The sequence below is a fragment of the Microlunatus speluncae genome (assembly GCF_009299835.1).
In the GTDB taxonomy this organism is placed as follows: Bacteria; Actinomycetota; Actinomycetes; order Propionibacteriales; family Propionibacteriaceae; genus Microlunatus; species Microlunatus speluncae.
Window position 1 is genome coordinate 124,510 of the sequence record NZ_VKCZ01000002.1, and the last position, 21,575, is coordinate 146,084.

At 70.9% G+C, this 21,575-nt stretch carries 19 protein-coding genes; 15 read left to right on the top strand and 4 right to left on the bottom strand.

Features of this window, described 5'->3' with window-relative positions:
- Positions 1-174: 174 nt before the first annotated feature.
- The 3 genes from FNH24_RS03055 to FNH24_RS03065 all read left to right on the top strand — a co-directional run bounded on the left by FNH24_RS03055 (position 175) and on the right by FNH24_RS03065 (position 1,847).
- The gene (locus FNH24_RS03055) at positions 175-780 is read left to right on the top strand and encodes a TetR/AcrR family transcriptional regulator (protein ID WP_152360672.1); all 606 of its coding nucleotides are present in this window, start codon (positions 175-177) and stop codon (positions 778-780) included.
- Positions 781-875: 95 nt separating this feature from the next.
- The gene (locus tag FNH24_RS03060; protein ID WP_152360673.1) at positions 876-1,340 is read left to right on the top strand and encodes a DinB family protein; all 465 of its coding nucleotides are present in this window, start codon (positions 876-878) and stop codon (positions 1,338-1,340) included.
- Positions 1,341-1,352: 12 nt separating this feature from the next.
- Positions 1,353-1,847 (top strand): GNAT family N-acetyltransferase, encoded by a 495-nt coding sequence (locus tag FNH24_RS03065; RefSeq protein ID WP_152360674.1) that lies wholly within the window; start codon positions 1,353-1,355, stop codon positions 1,845-1,847.
- On the opposite strand, the gene FNH24_RS03070 is transcribed toward FNH24_RS03065, so the two are convergent.
- The 3 genes from FNH24_RS03070 to FNH24_RS03080 form a co-directional block, all read right to left on the bottom strand.
- Complete coding sequence (locus FNH24_RS03070; RefSeq protein WP_152360675.1) at positions 1,825-3,090, bottom strand: sialidase family protein; 1,266 nt, start codon at positions 3,088-3,090, stop codon at positions 1,825-1,827. The two genes, FNH24_RS03065 and FNH24_RS03070, sit on opposite strands and share 23 nt — an antisense overlap.
- 703 nt (positions 3,091-3,793) lie before the next feature.
- Positions 3,794-4,588 carry a Rossmann-like domain-containing protein gene (locus FNH24_RS03075; RefSeq protein ID WP_152360676.1) on the bottom strand — a complete coding sequence of 265 codons (795 nt, stop codon included), beginning with the start codon at positions 4,586-4,588 and terminating at the stop codon, positions 3,794-3,796.
- Positions 4,589-4,591: 3 nt separating this feature from the next.
- Positions 4,592-5,713: a pyridoxal-phosphate dependent enzyme gene (locus FNH24_RS03080; protein ID WP_246186730.1), complete on the bottom strand. Its 1,122-nt coding sequence runs from the start codon at positions 5,711-5,713 to the stop codon at positions 4,592-4,594.
- Positions 5,714-5,891: 178 nt separating this feature from the next.
- Here FNH24_RS03080 and FNH24_RS03085 point away from each other — a divergent pair, with 178 nt between their 5' ends.
- The 12 genes from FNH24_RS03085 to FNH24_RS03140 all read left to right on the top strand — a co-directional run bounded on the left by FNH24_RS03085 (position 5,892) and on the right by FNH24_RS03140 (position 20,329).
- Positions 5,892-7,157, top strand: coding sequence for a toxic anion resistance protein (locus FNH24_RS03085; RefSeq protein ID WP_152360677.1), 1,266 nt, complete (start codon positions 5,892-5,894; stop codon positions 7,155-7,157).
- Between the two features lie 5 nt (positions 7,158-7,162).
- Positions 7,163-7,723 (top strand): hypothetical protein, encoded by a 561-nt coding sequence (locus tag FNH24_RS03090; protein ID WP_152360678.1) that lies wholly within the window; start codon positions 7,163-7,165, stop codon positions 7,721-7,723.
- 16 nt (positions 7,724-7,739) lie between these two features.
- Complete coding sequence (locus tag FNH24_RS03095) at positions 7,740-9,500, top strand: AAA family ATPase (protein WP_152360679.1); 1,761 nt, start codon at positions 7,740-7,742, stop codon at positions 9,498-9,500.
- Complete coding sequence (locus tag FNH24_RS03100) at positions 9,497-10,837, top strand: hypothetical protein (RefSeq protein ID WP_152360680.1); 1,341 nt, start codon at positions 9,497-9,499, stop codon at positions 10,835-10,837. The genes FNH24_RS03095 and FNH24_RS03100 overlap by 4 nt, the downstream gene beginning before the upstream one ends.
- Positions 10,834-11,829 carry a transporter substrate-binding domain-containing protein gene (locus FNH24_RS03105; protein WP_246186731.1) on the top strand — a complete coding sequence of 332 codons (996 nt, stop codon included), beginning with the start codon at positions 10,834-10,836 and terminating at the stop codon, positions 11,827-11,829. Before FNH24_RS03100 ends, FNH24_RS03105 begins: the two co-directional genes overlap by 4 nt.
- A complete protein-coding gene (locus FNH24_RS03110; RefSeq protein WP_152360681.1) occupies positions 11,826-13,049 on the top strand; it encodes a hypothetical protein in 1,224 nt (407 codons plus the stop codon). Before FNH24_RS03105 ends, FNH24_RS03110 begins: the two co-directional genes overlap by 4 nt.
- Positions 13,046-15,430 (top strand): serine/threonine-protein kinase, encoded by a 2,385-nt coding sequence (locus FNH24_RS03115; protein ID WP_152360682.1) that lies wholly within the window; start codon positions 13,046-13,048, stop codon positions 15,428-15,430. Before FNH24_RS03110 ends, FNH24_RS03115 begins: the two co-directional genes overlap by 4 nt.
- The gene (locus FNH24_RS03120; RefSeq protein WP_152360683.1) at positions 15,427-16,713 is read left to right on the top strand and encodes a PP2C family protein-serine/threonine phosphatase; all 1,287 of its coding nucleotides are present in this window, start codon (positions 15,427-15,429) and stop codon (positions 16,711-16,713) included. Before FNH24_RS03115 ends, FNH24_RS03120 begins: the two co-directional genes overlap by 4 nt.
- An 89-nt stretch (positions 16,714-16,802) precedes the next feature.
- Positions 16,803-18,080 carry a vWA domain-containing protein gene (locus FNH24_RS03125; protein WP_152360684.1) on the top strand — a complete coding sequence of 426 codons (1,278 nt, stop codon included), beginning with the start codon at positions 16,803-16,805 and terminating at the stop codon, positions 18,078-18,080.
- A gap of 4 nt (positions 18,081-18,084) precedes the next feature.
- Positions 18,085-18,903, top strand: coding sequence for a double zinc ribbon and FHA domain-containing protein (locus FNH24_RS03130; protein WP_152360685.1), 819 nt, complete (start codon positions 18,085-18,087; stop codon positions 18,901-18,903).
- A gap of 637 nt (positions 18,904-19,540) precedes the next feature.
- Positions 19,541-19,765 carry a DUF3107 domain-containing protein gene (locus tag FNH24_RS03135; protein ID WP_152360686.1) on the top strand — a complete coding sequence of 75 codons (225 nt, stop codon included), beginning with the start codon at positions 19,541-19,543 and terminating at the stop codon, positions 19,763-19,765.
- Between the two features lie 126 nt (positions 19,766-19,891).
- Positions 19,892-20,329, top strand: a complete 438-nt coding sequence (locus tag FNH24_RS03140; RefSeq protein WP_152360687.1) for a response regulator transcription factor — start codon at positions 19,892-19,894, stop codon at positions 20,327-20,329.
- A 32-nt stretch (positions 20,330-20,361) separates the two neighbouring features.
- Here the strand turns inward: FNH24_RS03140 and FNH24_RS03145 are convergent, their stop codons facing one another.
- Positions 20,362-21,570, bottom strand: a complete 1,209-nt coding sequence (locus FNH24_RS03145; protein ID WP_217428018.1) for an ABC transporter permease — start codon at positions 21,568-21,570, stop codon at positions 20,362-20,364.
- Between the last annotated feature and the right edge of the window lie 5 nt (positions 21,571-21,575).

A 21,575-nucleotide genomic window follows, 5' to 3' on the forward strand; every position in this document is an offset into this window, starting at 1 on the left:
CCGAATCCTGTAGCGCGCCACGCACGGACGCGGATCCCAACCTACGACCGCTCGGCACGACACCTTCGCCAACGCCGCCACGTGGACGCCTATTCCGCGATCCGGACCGTCCTCCCCTTCTCGATCCCTGAGCCTGTCGAAGGGGCTACAGCTACTCACCGGTAACATTCCCCCATGGCCAGCACTCGGGTTGTCCGCCTGCCCCGCGATCAGCGGCGGGCGCAGTTGCTCGACGCGGCCATCGACGTCTTCACCAGCAAGGGCTACCACGCCGCCGCGATGGACGACATCGCCGACGCGGCCGGCGTCTCCAAGCCGGTGCTCTATCAACACTTCGGCTCCAAGCTGGACCTCTATCTCGCGGTGCTGGACGCCAGTTGCGACCGGCTCACCACCGAGGTCGAGCAGGCACTCGCCTCCACCGACGACAACGCCGAGCGGGTGATCGCGACGATGGACGCGTTCTTCGACTTCGTCGCCCGGACCAGCGGCGAGTTCCGCTTCGTGTTCGAGTCCGACCTGACCGACGACCGGGTCCAGGACCGGATCAACGCGGCCCAGGAGGAGATCGCCGAGGCCGTCGCCGACGTGATCACCGACGACACCGGCCTGCCCCGCGATCAGGCGAAGCTGCTCGCGATCTCCCTGGTCGGTCTGGCCCAGGTCAGCGCCCGCTCCTGGCTCGCCGCCGGCCCGGCCCGGATCGACCTGGCCGAGGCCAAGCGACTGGCCAGCACCCTGGCCTGGCGTGGCATCGCCGGCTTCCCTCGCACCACCTGAGCCCACTTGTCAGAACTGAGTTGTGCTCTGACACAACTCAGTTCTGACAAGTCGGCTTGGATGGGGGTGTGGATGTTGTTGGTAGAGGGTTTCCGGTGGCGCGGCCCGATGAACGTCAGCTCCTGGAGCAGTGGCTGGACTGGCAGCGGGCCACGGTGCGCGCGAAATGCGAGGGCATCAGCGACGAGGCGGCCCGGCGCTCCTTGATCCCGACGTCGCCGGAGCTGACCATCGCCGGGATCGTCGCCCATCTCGCCGGGGTCGAGCGGCACTGGCTGGTCCGCTCGTTCCTCGGCGAGGCCATCCCCGAGCCGACCGGTGGCTGGGGCGGGCCCGAGCTCCCGTTGACCGAACTGCTCGACGCGTACGACATCCAGTGCGCCCGGTCCCGCGAGATCGCGGCGGCCCATGATCTTGACGAGCCGGAGCGGTACGCACCGGAGGGGCTGCCGATCGTGTCGCTGCGCTGGATCCTCGGCCACCTGATCCAGGAGACCGCGCGTCACCTCGGCCACCTCGACCTGCTCCGCGAACTGACCGACGGCCAACGCGGCTACTGAGCAGCGACCCTCATGATCTTGGACCTGAGCCCGACCGGGCCGGACGACTTCGCCGAGTTGCGCCGGCTGTTCGACGATCCCGCCTTCCTCGATTGGGGCGGCCCCGGCCGTGCCAGCGACTCACTGATCAGAGAGAAATACTGTGGCTCGCGGGCCCCGGCGATCGAATGCTTTCTCGTCCGGCTCGACGGTGTGGTCACCGGCCTGGCCCAGCTGCACCGCGCCGACGACGATGGCGAAGGTGGCGGGATGGATCTGATCATCCTTCCCTCGGCCCGCGGACACGGTGTCGGGCGTGAGATCGTTCGCCGGCTGATCCGGCGCGCGATCTCCGAGCACGGCTGGCGGCGGATCACGGTCGACCCGGACGTCGACAACCGGGCCGGCATCGAGTTCTGGCGATCGGTGGGCTTCGCGGAGGTCGCTCGTCATGACGGCCGTGACGAGCGACCCGCGTACGTCCTGATGAGTTGGGCGGGGCCCCTCAGCCCGGCGGGATCAGGGTGATGATCTTGCGCCAGACGAAGTAGTTGCCGTTGGTGGTCCAGCCGGAGTCGCCCGGCGGGCAGCCCCAGCTCGGCGCGCAGTTGTCGCCGCTGATCACCACCGAGTTGGTGCCGACCACCGCCATCGAGCCGTTGCCGGATGAGCCGTGATAGACGTTGCCGTTCGAGGGCCAGTTCACGTACGTCCGCCGGGCGTGCTCGAAGGACTGCCCGTTGTCGGCCGAGATCGCGAACCAATTGTCGGGCCGGCCCCAGCGCAGCGCCATCACGCCGTTGGGCAACAGTTCCACGTCTGGCGAGACCCCGTACCTGATCTTGCCGTCCGGGCCGGGCCGGATCGAATAACCGGTATCGAAGGAGATCGGCAGCGGCCGCTGGCCGTGCCAGGTGCGACCAAGATCGGACGAGCGCGCGGTGATCAATCTGACCTGCTTCCGCGCCGCCCCGGCCGGGACCTTCTCGTCCTCGGTGATCACCGCGACCATCTCCGGCGTGGCCCCCGGTGAGGCCGGCTTGGCCCAGGTGATGCCCGTCTCGTTGTAGTGCAGCGTCGAGGTCGGCTGCTTGATCGGGGCCAGCCGATTCCAGGTCACGCCCTGGTTGGTGCTCTTGGCCATTTCGACCCGGTTCCCGGATTCCCCTGTCAGGGTCGTGTAGTAGGTGAGGTAGAGGGCACCCGCACTGTCGATCAAGATGTTCGGGTTCACCCGGAGCCCACGGTTCATGCTGAACGTCCAGCCCGAGTTCAGGCTCAGGGTCGAGGCGACCGGGACCCACGAGATCCCGTTGTCGGTCGATCGCTTGACCCGCAGGTTGACCGTGTCGGCGTCGGCCTGGCCGTACGGAATGAAGCCGACATCGAGCAGCACGCCGGACGGCAGCCGGGTCGCCGTCTGGAACGACGTGTCGGTCTGGGTCACGGTGCCGGGGAAGGTCTGCCCGCCGTCGGCCGACCGCCGGTACTTCGTCGTCGGCCCGACGCCGCCCTCGTCTTCATTGGTCGACCACGACATCACCACCGCCCGCTGACTCGACCCGGCAACCGGGAAGGACGAGAGGTTGGCATTCCCCGCGATCGACGAGTCCGGCGGGTCGTACACGGTCAGGGCCGCACTCTGATTCCAGGCCCAGGCACTGGCCGCGGCGGTCGGCGGTGCCGCACTCACCGTCCAGGTGGTGATCATGACGACGGCGGCGGTCAGTGCCGGCACGATCCGTCGTCGGTTCCGCGCTGAAGTTGTCATGCCCCGCACCCCGTTCCGTGTATGAAACAAGATTCCATGTCTGCTTCACGGTACGTCCGGGCGTCCTCGGCCGCCAGCCTCTGTCCACCACCCAGCCATGGGGATTTCACTCAGTGAAGCTGTAGAACGACCCGTGCTGATCCGGCCTGCCCTTCGACAGGCTCAGCCTGGATCCACCGATGATCATGGAACTGCGGTGTCGCATCCCCTTGTACCGCTGGAGAGGGCGGTCGCTTGTTCGTTCCCTGAGCATGCCGAAGGGCAAGCCAGGCGTGTGCCCCTCTCTGCCGGGGTGTAGTCGGCCTAACGGCCGGAGAAGACGCGCCAAGGACGGACGGGGTGACACGGTCGACAGGAATCGCGGCCGGCCACCGGTCCGGTGCCGTTCGGAACGAGATCGCCCGCCCGCGTGCGTCGAGTGGACTGGTTGGCCACCTTCCAGGCGCAGATCCGCGGCCAAAGCGTCCACTCGAGGAGCGCAATCGAACCCCGGCGCACCGGTGGTCGGCCGCGATTCCCGGCCGACCGCGTCACCCGTCCGTCCTTGGCGCGACATTTCCGGCCATTGGGCCGACACCCCGCGCGAGAGAGAAGGGGCACATGCCTGGCTTGCCCTTCGACAAGCTCAGGGAACGAAACAAGCGGCTCCGCTCACCTACGCAATGAAACGCGCCAGTGCCGTACCAACCCCGGATCCCAAGGCTCAATAGAGAAAGAGGGTGGTCTCGTCGGCGCTGAACTGGGAGAACGGGAACGGCTCGGCGGACAGGCCGGCGACGCCGTGGCCGAGGAACTCGCGGGCGATCGCGGCGCCGGTCTGGGCGTAGATCAACAGCGGCACGGCACGTCCCCGGCAGCGACCCAGGATCTCCTCGAAGGATCCGTTGCCGATCGTCATCCCGGTGGCGACGACCACGTCGGCCGCGTCGAGCACGTCAGCCATCCGCCGGGTCACCGGATCACCCCAGCGGCTCGCTGTCAGGTTCAGATCACACAGCAAGGGCTCGCCGCCACGGTCGCGGATCGCGGCGACCAGCGGGTTGACCACACCGATCAGTCCGACCCGGGCACCGGGCTCGATCGTCAACAGGCCGGCCACCGCCGCATCCCGGGCCGCGGCCTTGACCTCCGGCGGTCCGGCCGGCAGGACCACCGGCCGGGCCCGCGGGTCGGTCCGGTGGGGCCGGACCGAGCCGAGATAGGCATCGAGAACGGCGATCCGCAGCGGCGCCGGCCCGGCGGCCAGCAGTTCGGCGACCGGACGACCGGACGCCGCAGCGCAGACCTCGGGCCCCACCTCCCCCGGCTCGAACGCGCAGGCGCCGAACGCGGCACCGATCCTGACCGCCAGGTAGTGGTTCCGATAGGTGACGTCCTCGCCGGCCAGCCGGGTGCCGTGATGGAGCCAGAACACGCTGGTCGCCACCACGTCGGCCGGATCCGGTCCACACTGTCCGGCCAGCACCGCCGCCGGCAATCCCCCGAGTGATTCGATCATGGTTCAGGCGGCTCCGATGTCCGCCGTCGCCCAGTCGGCCGCGACTCCGCACCAGTCGGCGACCGACCAGGGAGTCGTGAGTTCGCTCGGACAACAGGCGTCGCGTGGCACCAGGTCGTCCAGCGGCGGCACCTCCCGATGCGCGGCGAACGCGGCCGTGACGTAGCGGTGTCCGGTGTCGGGGGCCATGAAGACCACGGTACGTCCCGGCGCCCGGCCTCGCTCCCACCGGGAGACCAGGTAGGCCGCCCCGGAGGACAGCCCGGCGAAGATGCCGCTGTCCCGCAGCAGCGCGACCGCGCCGGCCCGGGCGTACTCGAAGGCGATCCAGTGGATCTGCTGGTAGAGCTCGTGCCGGACGTTGGCGAACTCGATCGAGCTGCCGATCCCGGCGATGATCATGTCGGGATCCTCGGTCTGCTCGGCGCCGAAGGTGACGCTGCCGAACGGCTGGATCCCGATCAGCCGGACCTCCCGGCCGGCCCCGCGCAACCCCTCGGCGAAGGCTCCGGTCGACGCCCCGGTGCCGACGCCGCCGATCAAGGTCACCGGGCCGGGTGGCAACGCGCGGTCGAGCCCCCCGGCCAACTGGTGGTAGCCGTCGTAGTGGATCGGGTCGTGATACTGCCGCATCCAGTGGTAGTGCGGCCGCTCGGCCAGCAGCCGGCGGATCCGCTCCACCCGGCGGCTTTGATCAAGGCGCAGATCGTCCGACGGCGGCATCCGCTCCAGCGTCGCGCCGAGGATCTCCAACTGGGTGCCCAGCGTCTCCTCCACCGTGGCCGAGCCGACGATGTGACAGCGCAACCCGTACCGGTGGCAGGCCAAAGCCAAAGCCAGCGCGTAGATCCCGCTGGAGCTGTCCACCAGGGTGTCGCCGGGCCGGATCGTCCCGGTGTCCAGCAGCTGTCGTACGGCTCCCAGAGCGGATCGCACCTTCATCACCTCGAACCGCAGACAGATCAGGTCCGGCGCCAACCGCACCGGATCGGGATCGGCGATCGCATCGGTGATGTGATCATGAATGCCGATCCGACCGTCGAAATGATCATCGGGGCACACCAGGTCGTCCTCTCGTCGCCACATGGCTTCGGCACCGCCCGCCGCCCCCCGGGAATTGATCACGACCTCGGCCGGACCCCCATTGTTACTGATAACGGTTTTCATGTCACTTTGAGCCGGTGGCGGAACCTGGTGACAACCGGCGGGGAACCCGCCTGCTGATCCGGTGATCCGGGTAGATTTGCACCCGATCCAGCCCGATCCCTGCCCCGCCGCATCAGCGTCGACGAGAGGAAGCAAGATGTCGGACCCCTCCCAGCCCGGAGCCGGCGCCGCGGCCGCCCCCGCGCCGCTGACCCCGCCGGCCAGCGAGATGTTGACGCTGGCGCCGCCGGCGCCGGTCGCCGCGATCCAGCACACGGCCGCGCCCGCGATGGCGCCGCAGGTGGACGAGGAACAGCTGCCGGTGCTGGACGGGAAGGTCGACGGGTTCCTCAGCGCCGTGCTGGCCGCGGAACCGAAATCGCCGGAGTTCGAGGCCCAGGCCGCGAATGTGCGGACCATGGGCGACGCCGACATCCGGCGCGCCGCGGAGACCTCCAACCGTCTGTTGGACACGCCGGTCAAGGCGCTGCAGGAGGGCGGACTGTCCGAGGGCTCGAAGGTCGGCAGCACGCTGGTCGACCTGCGCCGTACGGTCGAGGAGCTCGACCCGAGTCAGGCCACCGGGGCGAAGAAGTTCCTCGGCTTCCTGCCGTTCGGCGACAAGGTCGTCGACTACTTCCGCAAGTACCAGAGCGCGCAGTCACACCTGGACGGCATCCTGCACAGCCTGCGCAACGGGCAGGACGAGCTGGCCAAGGACAACGTCGCGTTGAACATGGAGAAGCAGCACCTGTGGGAGACCATGGGCCGGCTGAACTCCTACGTCTACATCGCCGAGCGGCTGGACGCGCGGCTGTCGGCCAAGATCGCCGAGGTCCAGGCGACCGACCCGGAGCAGGCCAAGGCGCTGAACACCGATGTCCTCTTCTATGTCCGGCAGAAGCACCAGGACCTGCTGACCCAGCTGGCCGTGTCGATCCAGGGCTACCTGGCGATCGACGTGATCATCAAGAACAACATCGAGTTGATCAAGGGCGTCGACCGGGCGTCGACGACGACCGTCGCCGCCCTCCGCACCGCGGTGATCGTGGCCCAGGCCCTGAACAACCAGAAGCTCGTGCTCGATCAGATCTCGGCCCTGAACACGACCACGTCGGACCTGATCCAGCGCACCTCGGAGATGATGCGGGACAACTCGGCCCAGATCCAGCAGCAGGCGGCGTCCTCGACGATCGGGCTGCCGCAGCTGCAGGCCGCGTTCCAGAACATCTACGCCACGATGGACTCGATCGACCAGTTCAAGGTCGGCGCCCTGGACTCGATGGCCCAGACCATCGGGGTGCTGGAGAACGAGGTCGCCCAGTCCCGCAGCTATCTGGAGCGGGTCTCCCAGGCCGACCAGCGGATCGCCGCCGGCAGCCTCGACCTGGACGGCACCGGCGGTCCGGGTGGGTCGCGATAACCACGATGAATATCCGGGAATGGTTCGGCCGGGTCTTCGGCGGGGAGCCCGAGCCGCCGGAACCCGAGCAGCAGCGGCCGCGCGCGCCGACCGCGGAGGACATCGAGGGCGCGCTGGTGCGGGTGGAGGAACTGGTGACCGGCGGGGCGGTGCCGACGGTCGTCACGTCCCGGGTCCGCCGGGTGGCCAAGACCGTCCGGGAGACGATTCCGCGGCTGCCGAACCTCGGGCCGGGCAGTCCGCAGGCCTATTCGGTGGTGGCGACGGCGACCGACTATCTGCCCGAGGCGTTGAGCGGCTATCTGCGGCTGCCCCGGGAGTGGGCGAATTCCCGCCCGGTGGAGAACGGCAAGACCTCGCTGATGCTGCTGATCGACCAGCTCGATCTGCTCGGCGCGACGATGGACAAGATCTTCGACGCCGTGGTCCGGGTGGACGCGGACGCCCTGATCGCGCACGGCCGCTTCCTGCAGGAGAAGTTCGGCACCCCCGGTGCGGCGCCGCGCCCGTCCCGGCCGGAGCCGCCCCCGGAATCACGCAGCTCGCTCGACCTGGAGTCACCATGAACACGATGAGCCGCCGATGAGTGAATCGGTGACCGATCCGGTGCCGCCGCTGGACCAGGCGCTGCGCCGGCTGAGCGAGATCGCCGAGCGGGCCGGAGAACGGTCCGGCGAGGCGCGGGCCGAGGGTGAGGCGCTGGCCGCCGCGGTGGCCGAGGCTTCACCGCGGGCGTACGTCGACTGGGCGACCCGCACCGGGCGGGACGGGCTGCCGCCGGCGGACCGGACCCAGGCCTTCTTCGACGCCGCCTCCCGCGGCCGCAAATGGCGCTCGGCGCCGACGGCCCTGCTCAGCCGGCTGGTCGCGGCCCGGTCCGGCGTCGCCACCGAATACGCCGAGGGCCTGGCCACGGTGACCGCCGCCGCCTGCGACCTGGGCGACGGCGGGATGCGGGTGGTCGGCAACGCCTCGGTCGCCGCCGCGGCGCAGCTGGCCGCGGTCCGGCCCAAGGCTCCTCCGGCGACCCCGCCGGCCCAGCCCCAGCGGCCGGCCGAGAACGTACCGGCGGCCGGCGACGGCGGCTCGACCGGCGCGGTGAACCCGATCCTCAGCGCGCTCCGGCTGACCGGGTCCAACCTCTCGGAGCTGGCCGGGCCGCTGCTGCGCCGGATGGAACAGCTCGACCAGCAGCGCTCGACCGGGTCATCGCTCGACCTGGGTCCCGGCGATCCGCTCCTCTCGGTGCTGCCGCCGGCGGTCCCGAGCACGCCGGCCGCAGCTCCCGGTCCGACGGCTCCGGCCGGATCGGCCGAGGGCACCGCGGCGGCCACCCCCGGCGCCGCCGCCCAGGGCGAGACCCAGGCCGCCGCCGAGGCCGAGGCGGAGCCGGAGAAGTCCCTGGACGAACTGCTGGCCGAGCTGGACGCGCTGACCGGGCTGGCCGAGGTCAAGTCGGAGATCCACCGCCAGGTCGCCGTGCTCCGCGTGGAGGGGCTGCGGATCAAGGCCGGGCTCACCTCGCCGACGATCACCCGGCACCTGGTCTTCGTCGGCAACCCGGGCACCGGCAAGACGACGGTGGCCCGGCTGGTCGGCGGCATCTATCGCGCCCTGGGCGTGCTCAGCCAGGGCCAGCTGGTCGAGGTCGACCGGTCCGAGTTGGTCGCCGGCTATCTCGGCCAGACCGCGATCAAAACGGCCGAGGTGGTCAAGTCCGCGGTCGGTGGGGTGCTGTTCATCGACGAGGCCTACAGCCTGTCCGGTGATCAACATGGGCCCCCGGACCAGTACGGCAAGGAGGCCATCGACACGCTGGTCAAGGAGATGGAGGACAACCGGGACGACCTGGTGCTGATCGTCGCCGGCTATCCCGAGCCGATGGCCGGCTTCATCTCCCGCAACCCGGGGCTGTCCAGCCGGTTCCGGACCACGATCGAGTTCGCCGACTACACCGACACCGAGCTGATCGACATCTTCGGCTCGATGGCCGACGACGCCGACTACGACGTCACCGAACGCTGCCGGAAGCGGTTCGAGATGATCTTGGCGATCACGCCGCGCGGCCCGTCGTTCGGCAACGCGCGGTTCGCCCGGAATCACCTGGAGGCCGCGATCGGTCGGCACGCCTGGCGGCTGCGCGACATCGACGAGCCGACCCTGGAGCAGTTGCGGGCCCTGGAGCCGGAGGATCTGGACGATCGGGCCGACGATGAACCGGCCGACGGCGATGATCGTGCCGGTCCGCCGGACGACCGGGCGCCGAGCGGTTCGGCGGCAGCCGACCATGATCAGGAAACGGACGGGTCCGCGGGTGACCCGGCCAAGGAGGACGCAGGATGAGTCAGTCAGCCGCCGCGAGCTCTCCCCCGGCGACGACATCGACCGGAGCGACCGCTCCCGCCGGACCTCCGGCCGGGCCGGCGAACGCCGTCGTTCCGGCGCCAGCGGCGGTCGCGGTGGCGAGCTCCGGTGCGGAGGCGGCCAGCCTGACCCCGCGCCGGCTCCGGCAACTGATGGCCGCGGTGATCATCGGCGGCCTGCTGTTCGGCCTGTTCGGGGCGATCGGGCTCGGCCTGCAGGCCATCGCGTTGACCGCCGCCAGCTCCAATACCGACCAGCTGATCCGGGTGCAGACGATCGAGACCGACCTGCTCACCGCGGACGCGACCGCCACCAACGCCTTCCTGGTCGGAGGGCTCGAGCCGCCGGGTCAGCGGGCGCGCTACGACCAGGCGATCGACTCGGTCAACCGGCTGATCACCGAGGCGGCCCGGGCCCAGTCGGCCGACGCCCAGGCGCTGGCGGCGCTGAACGCCGTGGTCAGCGAATACGCGGTCGCCATCGAACAGGCTCGGGCCAACAACCGGCAGGGCTTCCCGGTCGGCGCCCAGTATCTGCGCGAGGCCAGCGCCACCCTGCGGGCCGATGCGCTGCCGATCCTGGACAACCTGGTCGCCGCGAACCTGCAGCGGGCCGTGTCCGAGATGACCGCGGTGCATCCGCTGCTGTTCCAGATCGCCGGCGTGCTGATCTTGATCGGCTACGTCCTCGGCATGGTCTGGCTGGCCCGCCGGTTCAAGCGGACGATCAACGTCGGACTGCTGGTCGGCGGGCTGACCCTGCTGCTGTCGTTGATCATCGGCGGCATCATCGTCAGCGCCACCGCGAGCGCGGTTGATCAACTCCGAACCGGTTCGTTCAGCGTCGCCACAGCCGCCGCCGAGGCCCGGATCGCGGCCGGCGACGCCAAGGCGAACGAGAGCCTCACCCTGATCGCGCGCGGCAGCGGCGCGGCGTTCGAGAAGGCCTGGCAGGCGTCGGCAACCGAGGTCGGGCATCAGCTCGACCGGATCGACGATCCGGACCTGACCGAGCGGTGGCAGACGTACGTCGCGGTGCACGGGCAGATCCGGGAGCTGGACGACGGCGGACGCTGGGACGATGCCGTGGCCCAGGCCACCGGAAGTTCCGGAGTGAACGACGCGAACAAGGTCTTCGACAACTTCGACGCCGCCCTGGCCGAGCACCGCGACGCCGCGGCCGACCAGACCGCCAGCGGACTCGCCGGCCCGACGGTCGGGCTCTTCATCGGCGGTTTGTTGATCTTCGCCGGTGGCGTGGTCGCGGCCGCGTTCGGCCGCTGGGGAGTCGCCGCCCGACTGAGGGAGTACCTGTGATCACCAGCTCGCGAGTGATCAACCCGGCCCGGGCCGTCCGACTGGCCGTCATCGCCCTCGCCGGCGTGGCGATCATGCTCACCACGGCCTGCGGCTACCAGCCGACTCCGCTGCCGGAGCCGGTGCCGAGCGCCGCCCCGAGCACCGGGGCGCCGACCCAGGCGCCGGAGTGCACCAACCCGCTGGCGTCCTACCAGCCCGAAGGCAGCCAGCCGCAGCCCGGCGCGATGCCGGCCGGATCGACGATGAGCAAGATCGCCCAGCGCGGCCGGGTGATCGCCGGCGTCTCGGCCGACACCTATCTGCTCGGCTCCCGCAATCCGCTGACCGGCAAGATCGAGGGCTTCGACATCGACCTGGTCAAGGCGGTGGCCAAGGCCATCCTCGGCGACGAGAACGCCTACACCCTCCGGGTGATCACCGCGGCCGACCGGATCCCGCTGCTCAAAGAGGGCAAGATCGACATCGTCGTGCGCAACATGACCATCAACTGCGAGCGCTGGCAACAGATCGCCTTCTCCACCGTCTATTACCAGGCCGGCCAGAAGATCATGGTCCGCAAGGGATCCGACGCCACCTCCCTGGCCGACCTGGACGGGCAGAAGGTGTGCGCGCCGAACGGCACGTCGAGCATGCAGAATCTGATCGCCAAGGCCCCGAAGGCGATTCCGGTCGGCGCCGACAACCACACCGGCTGCCTGGTGCTGTTCCAGCGCGGCGACGTGGATGCGATCACCGGCGACGACACCGTGCTGGCCGGACTGGCCGACCAGGATCCGTACGCCGAGGTGCCGAAGCAGAAGGCCTTCACCGCGGAGCCGTACGGGATCGGGGTCAAGTCCGACCAGCGGGACCTGGTCCGGTTCATCAACGGCACCCTTGATCAACTCCGGGCCAACGGCGAGTGGACCAAGATCTACAATCGCTGGCTGGCCGGCCCGCTCGGCCCCGCGCCGCAACCGCCCAAGGCCAGCTACGGCAGGACCTCATGACGGTCGACCCGGCAGCGCTGCACCCCGGAGCGGTAAGCACCGCCGCCCCGGTGATCGCGCCGCCGGCCCCCGGCCGGCTGGGCACGCCGCTCCCCACGGCGGACGCGATGGGCTATCTGGACGCCCTCGGCCGCTGGCGCGACGCCCGGCGGCGCGAGCTCGACCAACTCGACCGGGCCGCACTGCAGCAGGCCGCGCAACCGGCCGCCGCGGTCGACGTGACCCACGACATCACCCTCTCGATGGCCTTGTGGAAGGCCGCTTCGGACCGTTACGAGCTGCTCCGCGCCACCTGGGACTCCGGCCGGGCCGGGGTCGCCGAGCGGGAGCGGATGGCGACGCTGATCTGGGGCCGGCTGGACGCGACCGTCGATCCGACCCTGCTGGCCAAGGCCGGCTCCCCCGGCCTGGCGGTGTCACTGCCGGAGGCGTGCCGGCTGTCCGACGCGCTGGCCGGCCAGCTCCGGGAGCGGCTGGCACTGGAGTCCTCCGGCCTCGAGGTGGCCGAGCACATCCGCCAGCTCAGGATCCAGTTGGAACGGGTCCGGGACCAGATCGCCCTGGAGCCGCAGGGTGAGGGCCGGCGCCGGGAAGCCGAGAAGCAGCACCGGCTGGACCGCCGGCTGAAGGAGCTCGTCGAGAAGGCCGGCCGTGGCGGCGACGTCGGCGGGCTGCTCGGCCCGTTGGAGATCGAGCTGGCCACCTTCGAGCGGGACCTGATCGTCGCCGCCGCGACCCGGCGCGAGGCCGGCGCCAAGGTGGATCAGGCGCGGGACCTGCTGGCCGAGCTGACCGCCCGGGAGGCCGCGCTGCGCACCCTGGTCCGGCGCTGTGTCGAGACGGTCGACCCGGCGCCGCACTACGCGGTGCCGGACGTGGCCGCGCTCGGGGCGGTGCCGAACACGCTGGGCCGGCTGCAGGCCTACCTCGATCGGCTGGGCAAGGTGTCCCAGGCGATGAACGTGGTCGCCGACGCCTACACCGCGGCGCTGCGTGATCATGAGGAGCTGGCCGGCCGGCTGGCGGCCTATCAGGCGAAGGCCGGCAGTCTCGGCTACGGTGACCGGGCCGAGCTGCGGGAGGGGTACCGGCTGGCCGAGGGCGAGTTGCGCCGCGGGCCGGCCCGGCTGCGGATCGCACGGCAACTGGTCGAGCTGTATCAGAGCTATCTCGAACTGCAGACCGCGGCGGGGCCCGGCGCGTCGAGGAGGAACGAATGACCGCTTGTACCCAGCCCGGTTGCGCCGGCTCGATCGTCGACGGCTACTGCGACGTCTGCGGCACGCCGGGCGATTCGGTCGGCGCCCAGACCGTACCGGGGGCCTGTCAGCAGCCCGGCTGCAGCGGCACCATCGTCGACGGCTACTGCGACGTGTGCGGCTCGCCGCCGTCCGCCACCGCGACCGGTCCGGGCACCGGTGGCGGCGCCGGCTGGGCCCCGACGACCCCGCCGGTCAGCCCGCCGGAACGGATCGACGGCGGCTCGCGGCGGGATCCGGCCGGCACCGCCGGGGTCGCGTCGACGATCACCCGCAGCTCCAGCCGGCTGAACTCGACCGCGCTCGGCTCCCGCCGGGCTCGCGGCAGCGGCTCGACGACCACCCGCCGGACCCACTCCGGATCGACCCGGCTGCGCGCCGCCCGGCTCGGCGCCGGGCTGACCCGGGTGCCGCCGGCACCCAAGGTCGACGCGTCCAAGGTGATCATGCGCAACCCGGAGGTGCCGGAGAACAAGCGCACCTGCCCGTCCTGCGGCGCGCAGGTCGGCCGGGGCCGGGACGGCCGGCCGGGCCGGACCGAGGGCTTCTGCCCGAAGTGCCGCAACCCGTTCTCGTTCACGCCGAAACTGCAGCCGGGCGAGCTGGTCGGCCAGCAGTACGAGGTCGCCGGTTGCCTCGCCCACGGCGGCCTCGGCTGGATCTATCTGGCCCGGGACAAGAACGTGTCCAACCGCTGGGTGGTGCTCAAGGGCCTGCTGAACAGCGGCGACAAGGACGCCCAGCAGGCGGCGATCAGCGAGCGCCAGTTCCTGGCCCAGGTGCAGCATCCGCTGATCCTGGAGATCTACAACTTCGTCGAGCACGACGGCGCCGGCTACAGCGTGATGGAATACGTCGGCGGCAGCTCGCTGAAGGACATCCTGAAGAATCGGATGCGGGCCAACGGCGGCGCCTACGACGCACTGCCGGTGGACCAGGCGATCGCCTACATCCTCGAGGTGCTGCCGGCGTTCCAGTACCTTCATGATCATGGTCTGATCTACTGCGACTTCAAGCCGGACAACCTGATCCAGGTCGGCGACGCGGTCAAGCTGATCGACCTCGGCGGCGTCCGCCGGGTCGACGACGAGGAGTCGGCGATCTACGGCACCGTCGGCTACCAGGCGCCCGAGGTGGCCGAGGCAGGCACCTCCGTCGCCTCCGACGTGTACACCATCGGCCGCACCCTGACCGTGTTGATCATGGAGTTCCGCGGCTATCAGACCTCCTACGTGAACCGGCTGCCGGAGGTGCAGAGCACGCCGCTGTTCCAGCAGTACGACTCGCTCTACCGGCTGCTGGCCAAGGCCTGCGCGCCGGACCCGGCCGATCGGTTCGCCACCATCGACGAGCTCCGGGTCCAGCTGCTCGGCGTGCTCCGGGAGGTGGTGGCGTCCAAGACCGTGGGGACGGCCCTCACCTCCGCGCCGTCGATGCTGTTCGAGACGCCGGTGATCACCGGCGACAAGCTCGAATGGGACGAGTTGCCGCACCTGCGCCAGGACACCACCGACGCGCAGTACCCGTGGCTGAGCAACCTCGCGGTGGAGGATCCGGGGGCCCGGCTGCAGGCGCTGGAGCTGGCGCCGGAACGCTCACCGGAGGTCCAGCTGGCCCGGGCCCGGGCGGCCCTGGAGCTGCGCGACGGAAACCTGGTCGAGGGCGTCACCAACGAGATGTTGGCCGCGGATCCGTGGGAGTGGCGGGCGGTCTGGATCACCGGGCTGTCCGCGTTGCAGCGGGAGGACTTCGCCGCCGCCCAGGCCGCGTTCAACGCGGTCTACGGTCAGGTGCCGGGCGAGTTGGCGCCGAAGCTGGCGCTGGCCGCGGCCTGCGAGGACAGTGCGTACGACATCGCCGAGGTGCTCTACCAGGTCTGCGCCAGCACCGACGCCAACTATCTGGGGCCGGCCGCGTTCGGGCTGGCCCGGATCCGGGTCGGCGTCCGCGGCGACGTCGACGGCGCCGTCGAGGCGCTGGATCTGATCCCCTCCACCAGCCACGGTTACACCGAAGCCCGGCGGCAGCGGGCCGAGCTGTTGTACGAGCACGCGGTCGATCTGGGCTCGCTGTCGGCCGCCGCGGACAGCCTGACCGGCGTCCGGATCGACCGCCGGGAACGGGCCCAGCTGACCGCGATGATCTTGGTCAAGGCGCTGGACCTGGTCCAGGACGGGGCCACGGCCACCGTCCGGATCGGCGACATCCCGGCCGACGCCAAGTCCCTGCGCGACGGGCTCGAGACCACCTATCGTGATCTCGCCCGATCGTCGCCCGATGATCAGGCCCGGTATCGCCTGGTCGATCTAGCCAACCGAGTCAGAAGGTGGAGCCTGCAATGAGCCCGTCCGAGTCCGAAGCACCGCTCGTCGAGGAGCCGACGGTCGACGGCGCCACCGCCGCACCGATCGCCGAGTCCCCGGCCGCGACCGACACCGCGACCGACGACCAGGTCGCGGCCGAGGCTGTCGAGGCACCGGTCGGCTCGCAGACCTGCCCGAACACCGGCTGTGGCGCCGAGGTGCCGGGCGACGCCTCCTTCTGCGAGGTCTGCGGCGCCGAGCTGAACCCGACCAGCGCGCCGGTGGCGGACGAGGCGGCGGGCGAGGAACTGCCGATCACCCTGTCCCACTCGATCCGCGCCGAACAGCCGACCGAGCCGACGGCCCCGCCGGCCCGGACCTGCCGGGACTGCGGCGGCGTCGTCGGCGCCGACGACTACTGCCAGACCTGCGGCACCAAGGCACCGCGGGAACGTGATCACTACACCGAGCAGCCGGCGCCATGGGTGGCGGCGGTCTGCGACCGCGGGATCCGGCACCACCGCAACGAGGACGCGTCGGCCATCGCGGCCGACGCCGAGCCGGGCAGCCGGGCCGTGCTCGTCGTCTGTGACGGCGTCTCCACCTCACCGAACTCCGACGTCGCCAGCCTGGCCGCCGCCCGGGCCGCCCGGGAGGTGCTGGTCGCCCAGCGGCCGGCCGGAATGGGCACCCCGGAGAGCCGCGCCGCCGCGCTGGCCCAGGCGCTGCAGGCCGCTGCCGTACAGGCGAATGCGGCGGTGCTGGACGAATCCGCGGCGCTGGAGGCGGCGGCCAAGGCCGCCCGGCCCGAAGGTGAAGCCGACAGCACCGAGGCCGTCAACACGCCGTCCTGCACGTTCGCCGCGGCCGTCGTCGAAGGCGATCTGATCATGGTCGGCAACGTCGGTGACAGCCGGGCGTACCTGATCCCGGATCCGGACAGCGGCGTCGAGCCGCAGCTGCTCACCGTGGACGACTCCGTGGCCCAGCTGCGGATCGAGGCCGGGGTGCCGCGGGAGCAGGCCGAGAACGGGCCGCAGGCGCACGCGATCACCAAGTGGTTCGGCCGGGACTCACCCGACGTCATGCCGCGCACCGCCCGCGCCACGGCCACCGGTTCGGGCTGGGTGCTGGTCTGCTCCGACGGGTTGTGGAACTACGCCTCGGACGCCGCCGAGCTGCAGCGCCTGATCGCCGAGCTGGCCGCAGCGGAGCAGCCGGTCACCGAGCCGCTGGCGGTGGCCGAGGCGCTGGTGGCCTGGGCCAACGAGCAGGGTGGCAAGGACAACATCACGGTCGCCCTCGCCCGGTACGCATTCTGATCTTGTCCCCGCCAACGGGGTCCGACACCCCGGACCGCCGAGACGGCATACTGTGAAACCGACCACTGAGGGATGAAGGGGAGCACCTAATGGCCGAGTTTTCCGCCGCCGTTTATCAGAACGAATTCCTGCCCGACGGCGGCACCGACGTCAACGCGATCGTGACGGTGACCTGCTCCGGCGCGGGCCAGGCCGGTCGGAGCGGCGGTGCGGCCGGGGAGATCATCATCGTCGACACCTCCGGGTCGATGGGCACCACCAACATGAACGCGGCGAAGGTGGCCGCGGCCGCGGCGGTGGATCAGATCATCGACGGCACCTGGTTCGCCGTGGTCGCCGGCAACCATCAGGCGTACCTCGCCTATCCCCCGGTCCGGACCGGCGCCGGCATGGTGCAGATGGATCCGGCGACCCGGTCGTCGGCCCATCAGGCGATCAACGACTTCACCGCCGAGGGCGGGACCGCGATGGGCACCTGGCTGACCCTGGCCGGCCGGCTGTTCGAGTCGGTGCCGGGGCTGGCCCAGAAGCACGCCATCCTGCTCACCGACGGGGAGAACCACAACGAGCTGCCGGAGCAGTTGACCGCCGCGATCCAGGGCGTCACCGGACGGTTCCAGTGCGACTGCCGCGGCGTCGGCATCGACTGGCAGGTGGCCGAGGTCCGGCGGATCGCGCAGGCGCTGCTCGGCACCGTCGACATCATCCCGCAGCCGGAGCAGATGGCCCAGGTGTTCGCCGACCTGATGCAGCAGGCGATGGGTCGCGGCGTGGCCGACGCGCAGCTGCGGGTCTGGTCGCCGCAGGGCGCCCAGGTGACCTTCGTCCGGCAGGTGTCGCCGACGCTGGAGGACCTGACCCAGCGGCGGGCCGCGATCAATCCGCTGACCGGTGGCTATCCGACCGGGGCCTGGGGCGATGAGTCCCGCGACTACCACGTCGGCATCCGGCTCTCCGCCAAGGCGGTCGGCCAGGAGCAGTTGGCGGCCCGGGTCCAGCTGGCCCTCGGCGACGAGGTCGTGGCCCAGGGCCTGGTCAAGGCCAAGTGGTCCAGTGACGAGGCGTTGACCACTCGGATCGATCCGGCCGTGGCCCACTACACCGGGCAGACCGAGCTGGCCGACGCGATCCAGAAGGGGCTCGAGGCGAAGGCGGCCGGGGACGACGCGACCGCGACGGCGAAGCTCGGCCGGGCCGTGCAACTCGCCGCGGAGACCGGCAACGACGAGGCCACCTCCCGGCTGCGCAAGGTGGTCGACATCGACAACATCGAGACCGGGACCGTACGGCTGAAGCGGTCGGTGGACAAGGCCGACGAGATGGCCCTGGACACCGCCTCGACCAAGACGACCAGGATCAAGGGCTGATTCGATGACTGTCACCTGCCCCGACGGGCACGTCTCCACCGCCGACGACTACTGCGACGTCTGCGGCGCTCCGATCACCGGCACCGCCGCTCCGGCCGCGGCCCCGCCGGCGCCCGCGGGCGGTGCGAGCGCGTCGCCGGGTCCGGGTCAGTCGGTGGACCCGAGCGGGCCCGCGACGGAGGTGACCTGCCCGAACTGCTCGGTGCCCAATCCGGCGGAGGCCCTGTTCTGCGAGGCCTGTGGCTACGACTTCACCACCGGCACGATGCCGCGCACGGTCGAGGCCGGCGATCCGGCGGACGCGGCCGGCGACGGCGCGGCGGGCACGGCGGGCGGTAGCCAGCTCTTCGACTTCGACACCGCCACCGACCTCGGCGCGGTCTCGGCCACAGGTCCGGGAGCGGACGAAGCCCCGTTCGACTGGGTGGCCGAGGTCTGGATCGATCCCGACTGGTATGCCGCCCAGCAGTCCCCCGACCCGCTACCGTCCGCCGGCCCGCCGGAGATCGTGCCGCTGCGCGCCACCTCGATCCTGGTCGGCCGCACCTCGCGCAGCCGTAACATCCATCCCGACCTGGCCTGCGAGAGCGACACCGGCGTCAGTCGGCGCCAGGCCCAGCTCACCACCGACGGCGTGCGCTGGTGGGTCGAGGACCTCGACTCCAGCAACGGCACCTTCATCGGCTCGGCCAGCGGACCGCTGCCCGAGCAGCCGATCCCGGTCGGCCCCCGGCACGAACTCGACCTGGACGACCGGATCTACCTCGGCGCCTGGACCCGGATCGTGATCCGCGAGGCCACCGACGACGAACGCACCCCCTAACAAACCCGCCGACCCGCCACTTGTGCACGCGATTTTGCGGCGTGTCGGAGCACAAGTGACGTCTCGATCTTGAGGTTGAGACCGCGCGGCGATCTGCGCGGCCGAGTTGCTGCCGCGTCGTTGCGTCGTCGAGCGGAGACCCTCAGGCGCAGCGAGGACGGCTGGGTTCGGCGTCGGGGCAGTACGTCGTCGACTACCGACTCATCCACGCAGGATTGCCGGCCTCACTTCGTCAAACCACCACGCAACGCAACCGGCCGAGCCCGACGCACCCCGCGCTCGTACCCGCCCCCTTAGCGCCGAGAAAGTCTCCGAAGTCTCAACCCGGCGCGCGGGACCTAACTGGATCGATCGCCCAGCTCGCGGTGGTCGGCCGCCCAGCCGCGACCAACGCCAACCTGCACCTTCGCAGGCTGAAAGGCCCCGCCGATCAGGATCGCGACGCGGCACCCGGCTTGATCATCCGCGAGGGTCGCGGCCACCCCCTGCGATCCGCTCGCCGAAGCGTGACCCGGCTCCTCCGCCGACGGCGAACAGTTGGCCGGACCGGCGCGGGAGTGTGGCACGGTTGACGGTACGGTGTCCCACCGGGACACCTGATCACGAAGGGGACACTCCCCTGCTGGATGGAGGAAGCGTGGAGATCAAGGTCGGCATCAAGCACGTCACGCGCGAGATCGTGGTGGACACGTCCGCGTCGGCCGACGACGTCGCGCAGGCATTCAGCAAGGCATTGGAGAGCGAAGGCCTGCTCACGTTGACCGACACGCACGGTCGCAAGGTCCTGATCCCGGCCGGCTCGGTCGGCTACCTCGATCTCGGCGAAGAGAACGCGCGGACCGTCGGCTTCGGCGGGATCTGACCCACCGGGGCGAGTGCCCTTGATCGGGACGGTTTAACGCGGAGCTAACCGGACGGCTGCCACCCTGGATTCCCAGGCCGCGGCGCGCCATCGGCTCCGCGGCTGACCGAACCCGTGGGAGGGCCCATGACCGCACCGCCGCCGACCAGAGCTTCGGTCGGCCGGCGCTGGCGGCTGCTGATCGTCGAGGACGAGGTCGAGCTCGCGACGACGCTCGCCGAAGGGCTGCGCGGGGACGGCTTCGCGGTCGACGTCAGGCACGACGGCGCGACCGCGATCACCTACCTGGCTCAGCACGACCTCGATCTGGTCGTGCTCGATCGTGATCTTCCCGGCCTGCACGGCGACGCCGTCTGCCGCGCCCTGGCGGCCATCGATCATCCGGCCCGGGTGCTGATGCTCTCCGCCGCGGGCAGCTCCGCCGATCGGGTCACCGGGTTCGAGGTGGGCGCCGACGACTATCTGACGAAGCCGTTCGAGTACGCCGAACTGGTGGCCCGGCTGCGTGCCCTCGGCCGGCTGCGGCACGCCGCACCGCGACCGGATCGGCCGCGGCTCCGCTGAGCCGGACCAACCCCGCAGCCGGCCCGGCCGGCCTACTCCGACTGACGCAGCGCCGACATCGGCTCCACCGCCGCGGCCTTGAGTGCCGGGTACGCCCCGGCGGCCAGCCCGATCAGCCCGCCCAGCACCGGCGCCACCACCAGCAGCGCCGGATGCAGCACGGGAGTCCACTGCTGGGCCAGCGAGACGACCAAGATCACCAGGATGGACACCGCCGTCCCGATCAGGCCGCCGACCCCGCCGAGCAGGCCGCTCTCGGCCAGGAACTGGGCCGCGATGTGCCGCCGCCGGGCCCCGAGGGCGCGCCGCAGCCCGATCTCGCCGGATCGTTCCATCACCGACAGCAGGGTGACGTTGGCGATGCCGATGCCGCCGACCACCAGGGCCACGCAACCGAACAGCAGCAGCAAGGTGTTCAGGTCGGCCTGCACGTCGGCGCCGAGGTTGCCCGGGGGCGGCGGCGCGGTGACCCGGACCGAGGTCGGGTCGTTCGGCGAGGCCGCGATCGCGGCCTGCCCGGCCACCTGCTGGGCGGCACCGAGCACGGTCCGGATCTCGACCTGCTCCGGGGCCTCCAGGCCGTAGCGGTCGACGGCCGTCCCGTGCGGCATGATCACCGCGTCCAGCAGCTCGGGCCGGCTGCCGGCGTCGCCGACGATTCCGATCACGGTGAACGGATGATCACCGATGAAGATCACCGGGTTCTGGTCGACCCGGGTGATGCCGAGCCGTTCCGCCGCTCGGGCTCCGAGCACGACCACCGAGTCGGCCCGCCGATCATGACCGGCGTCGAAGTAGCGGCCGATCTTGATCGAGCCGCCGGCCGCCCGGAGCAGGTCGGCGCTGCTGGCGTACGCCTCGAGGTCGACCTGCTCGGATCCGGTCGGATCGTTCAGCAGGACGCCGCTGATGCTCTGATCTCCGATGTCGACCTCGCTGATCGTTCCGGCCGCGGTGACGCCGGCCAGCCGCGCCACCCGCTCGGCCACGTCATCGGCCAGCTTCGGCCCCGAGCCGTCGTCCAGGCCGAACCCCGCCTCGGCCGGCCGGACCACGACCCGGGTCGCGGCCGCGGCGTCGAACTTCTCCGCGATCTGCCCGCCCGCCGTCTGCCCCAGCCCGATCGTGGCCACCAGGGAACCGATCCCGATCACGGTGCCGATCATGGTCAACAGCAGCCGGGCCGGCCGGGAGCCGATGCCGAGGACGGCCTCGTCCAGCAGATCGGGCCATCTGATCATGCTCG

Excerpts from the sequence above, each read along its gene's own strand:
- FNH24_RS03140 (WP_152360687.1), top strand. The coding sequence starts at position 19,892 with ATGACCGCACCGCCGCCGACCAGAGCTTCGGTCGGCCGGCGCTGGCGG.
- FNH24_RS03065 (WP_152360674.1), top strand. The coding sequence starts at position 1,353 with ATGATCTTGGACCTGAGCCCGACCGGGCCGGACGACTTCGCCGAGTTG.
- FNH24_RS03095 (WP_152360679.1), top strand. The coding sequence starts at position 7,740 with ATGAGTGAATCGGTGACCGATCCGGTGCCGCCGCTGGACCAGGCGCTG.
- FNH24_RS03055 (WP_152360672.1), top strand. The coding sequence starts at position 175 with ATGGCCAGCACTCGGGTTGTCCGCCTGCCCCGCGATCAGCGGCGGGCG.
- FNH24_RS03115 (WP_152360682.1), top strand. The coding sequence starts at position 13,046 with ATGACCGCTTGTACCCAGCCCGGTTGCGCCGGCTCGATCGTCGACGGC.
- FNH24_RS03130 (WP_152360685.1), top strand. The coding sequence starts at position 18,085 with ATGACTGTCACCTGCCCCGACGGGCACGTCTCCACCGCCGACGACTAC.
- FNH24_RS03120 (WP_152360683.1), top strand. The coding sequence starts at position 15,427 with ATGAGCCCGTCCGAGTCCGAAGCACCGCTCGTCGAGGAGCCGACGGTC.
- FNH24_RS03075 (WP_152360676.1), bottom strand. The coding sequence starts at position 4,588 with ATGATCGAATCACTCGGGGGATTGCCGGCGGCGGTGCTGGCCGGACAG.
- FNH24_RS03090 (WP_152360678.1), top strand. The coding sequence starts at position 7,163 with ATGAATATCCGGGAATGGTTCGGCCGGGTCTTCGGCGGGGAGCCCGAG.
- FNH24_RS03125 (WP_152360684.1), top strand. The coding sequence starts at position 16,803 with ATGGCCGAGTTTTCCGCCGCCGTTTATCAGAACGAATTCCTGCCCGAC.
- FNH24_RS03110 (WP_152360681.1), top strand. The coding sequence starts at position 11,826 with ATGACGGTCGACCCGGCAGCGCTGCACCCCGGAGCGGTAAGCACCGCC.
- FNH24_RS03070 (WP_152360675.1), bottom strand. The coding sequence starts at position 3,090 with ATGACAACTTCAGCGCGGAACCGACGACGGATCGTGCCGGCACTGACC.
- FNH24_RS03145 (WP_217428018.1), bottom strand. The coding sequence starts at position 21,570 with ATGATCAGATGGCCCGATCTGCTGGACGAGGCCGTCCTCGGCATCGGC.
- FNH24_RS03085 (WP_152360677.1), top strand. The coding sequence starts at position 5,892 with ATGTCGGACCCCTCCCAGCCCGGAGCCGGCGCCGCGGCCGCCCCCGCG.
- FNH24_RS03100 (WP_152360680.1), top strand. The coding sequence starts at position 9,497 with ATGAGTCAGTCAGCCGCCGCGAGCTCTCCCCCGGCGACGACATCGACC.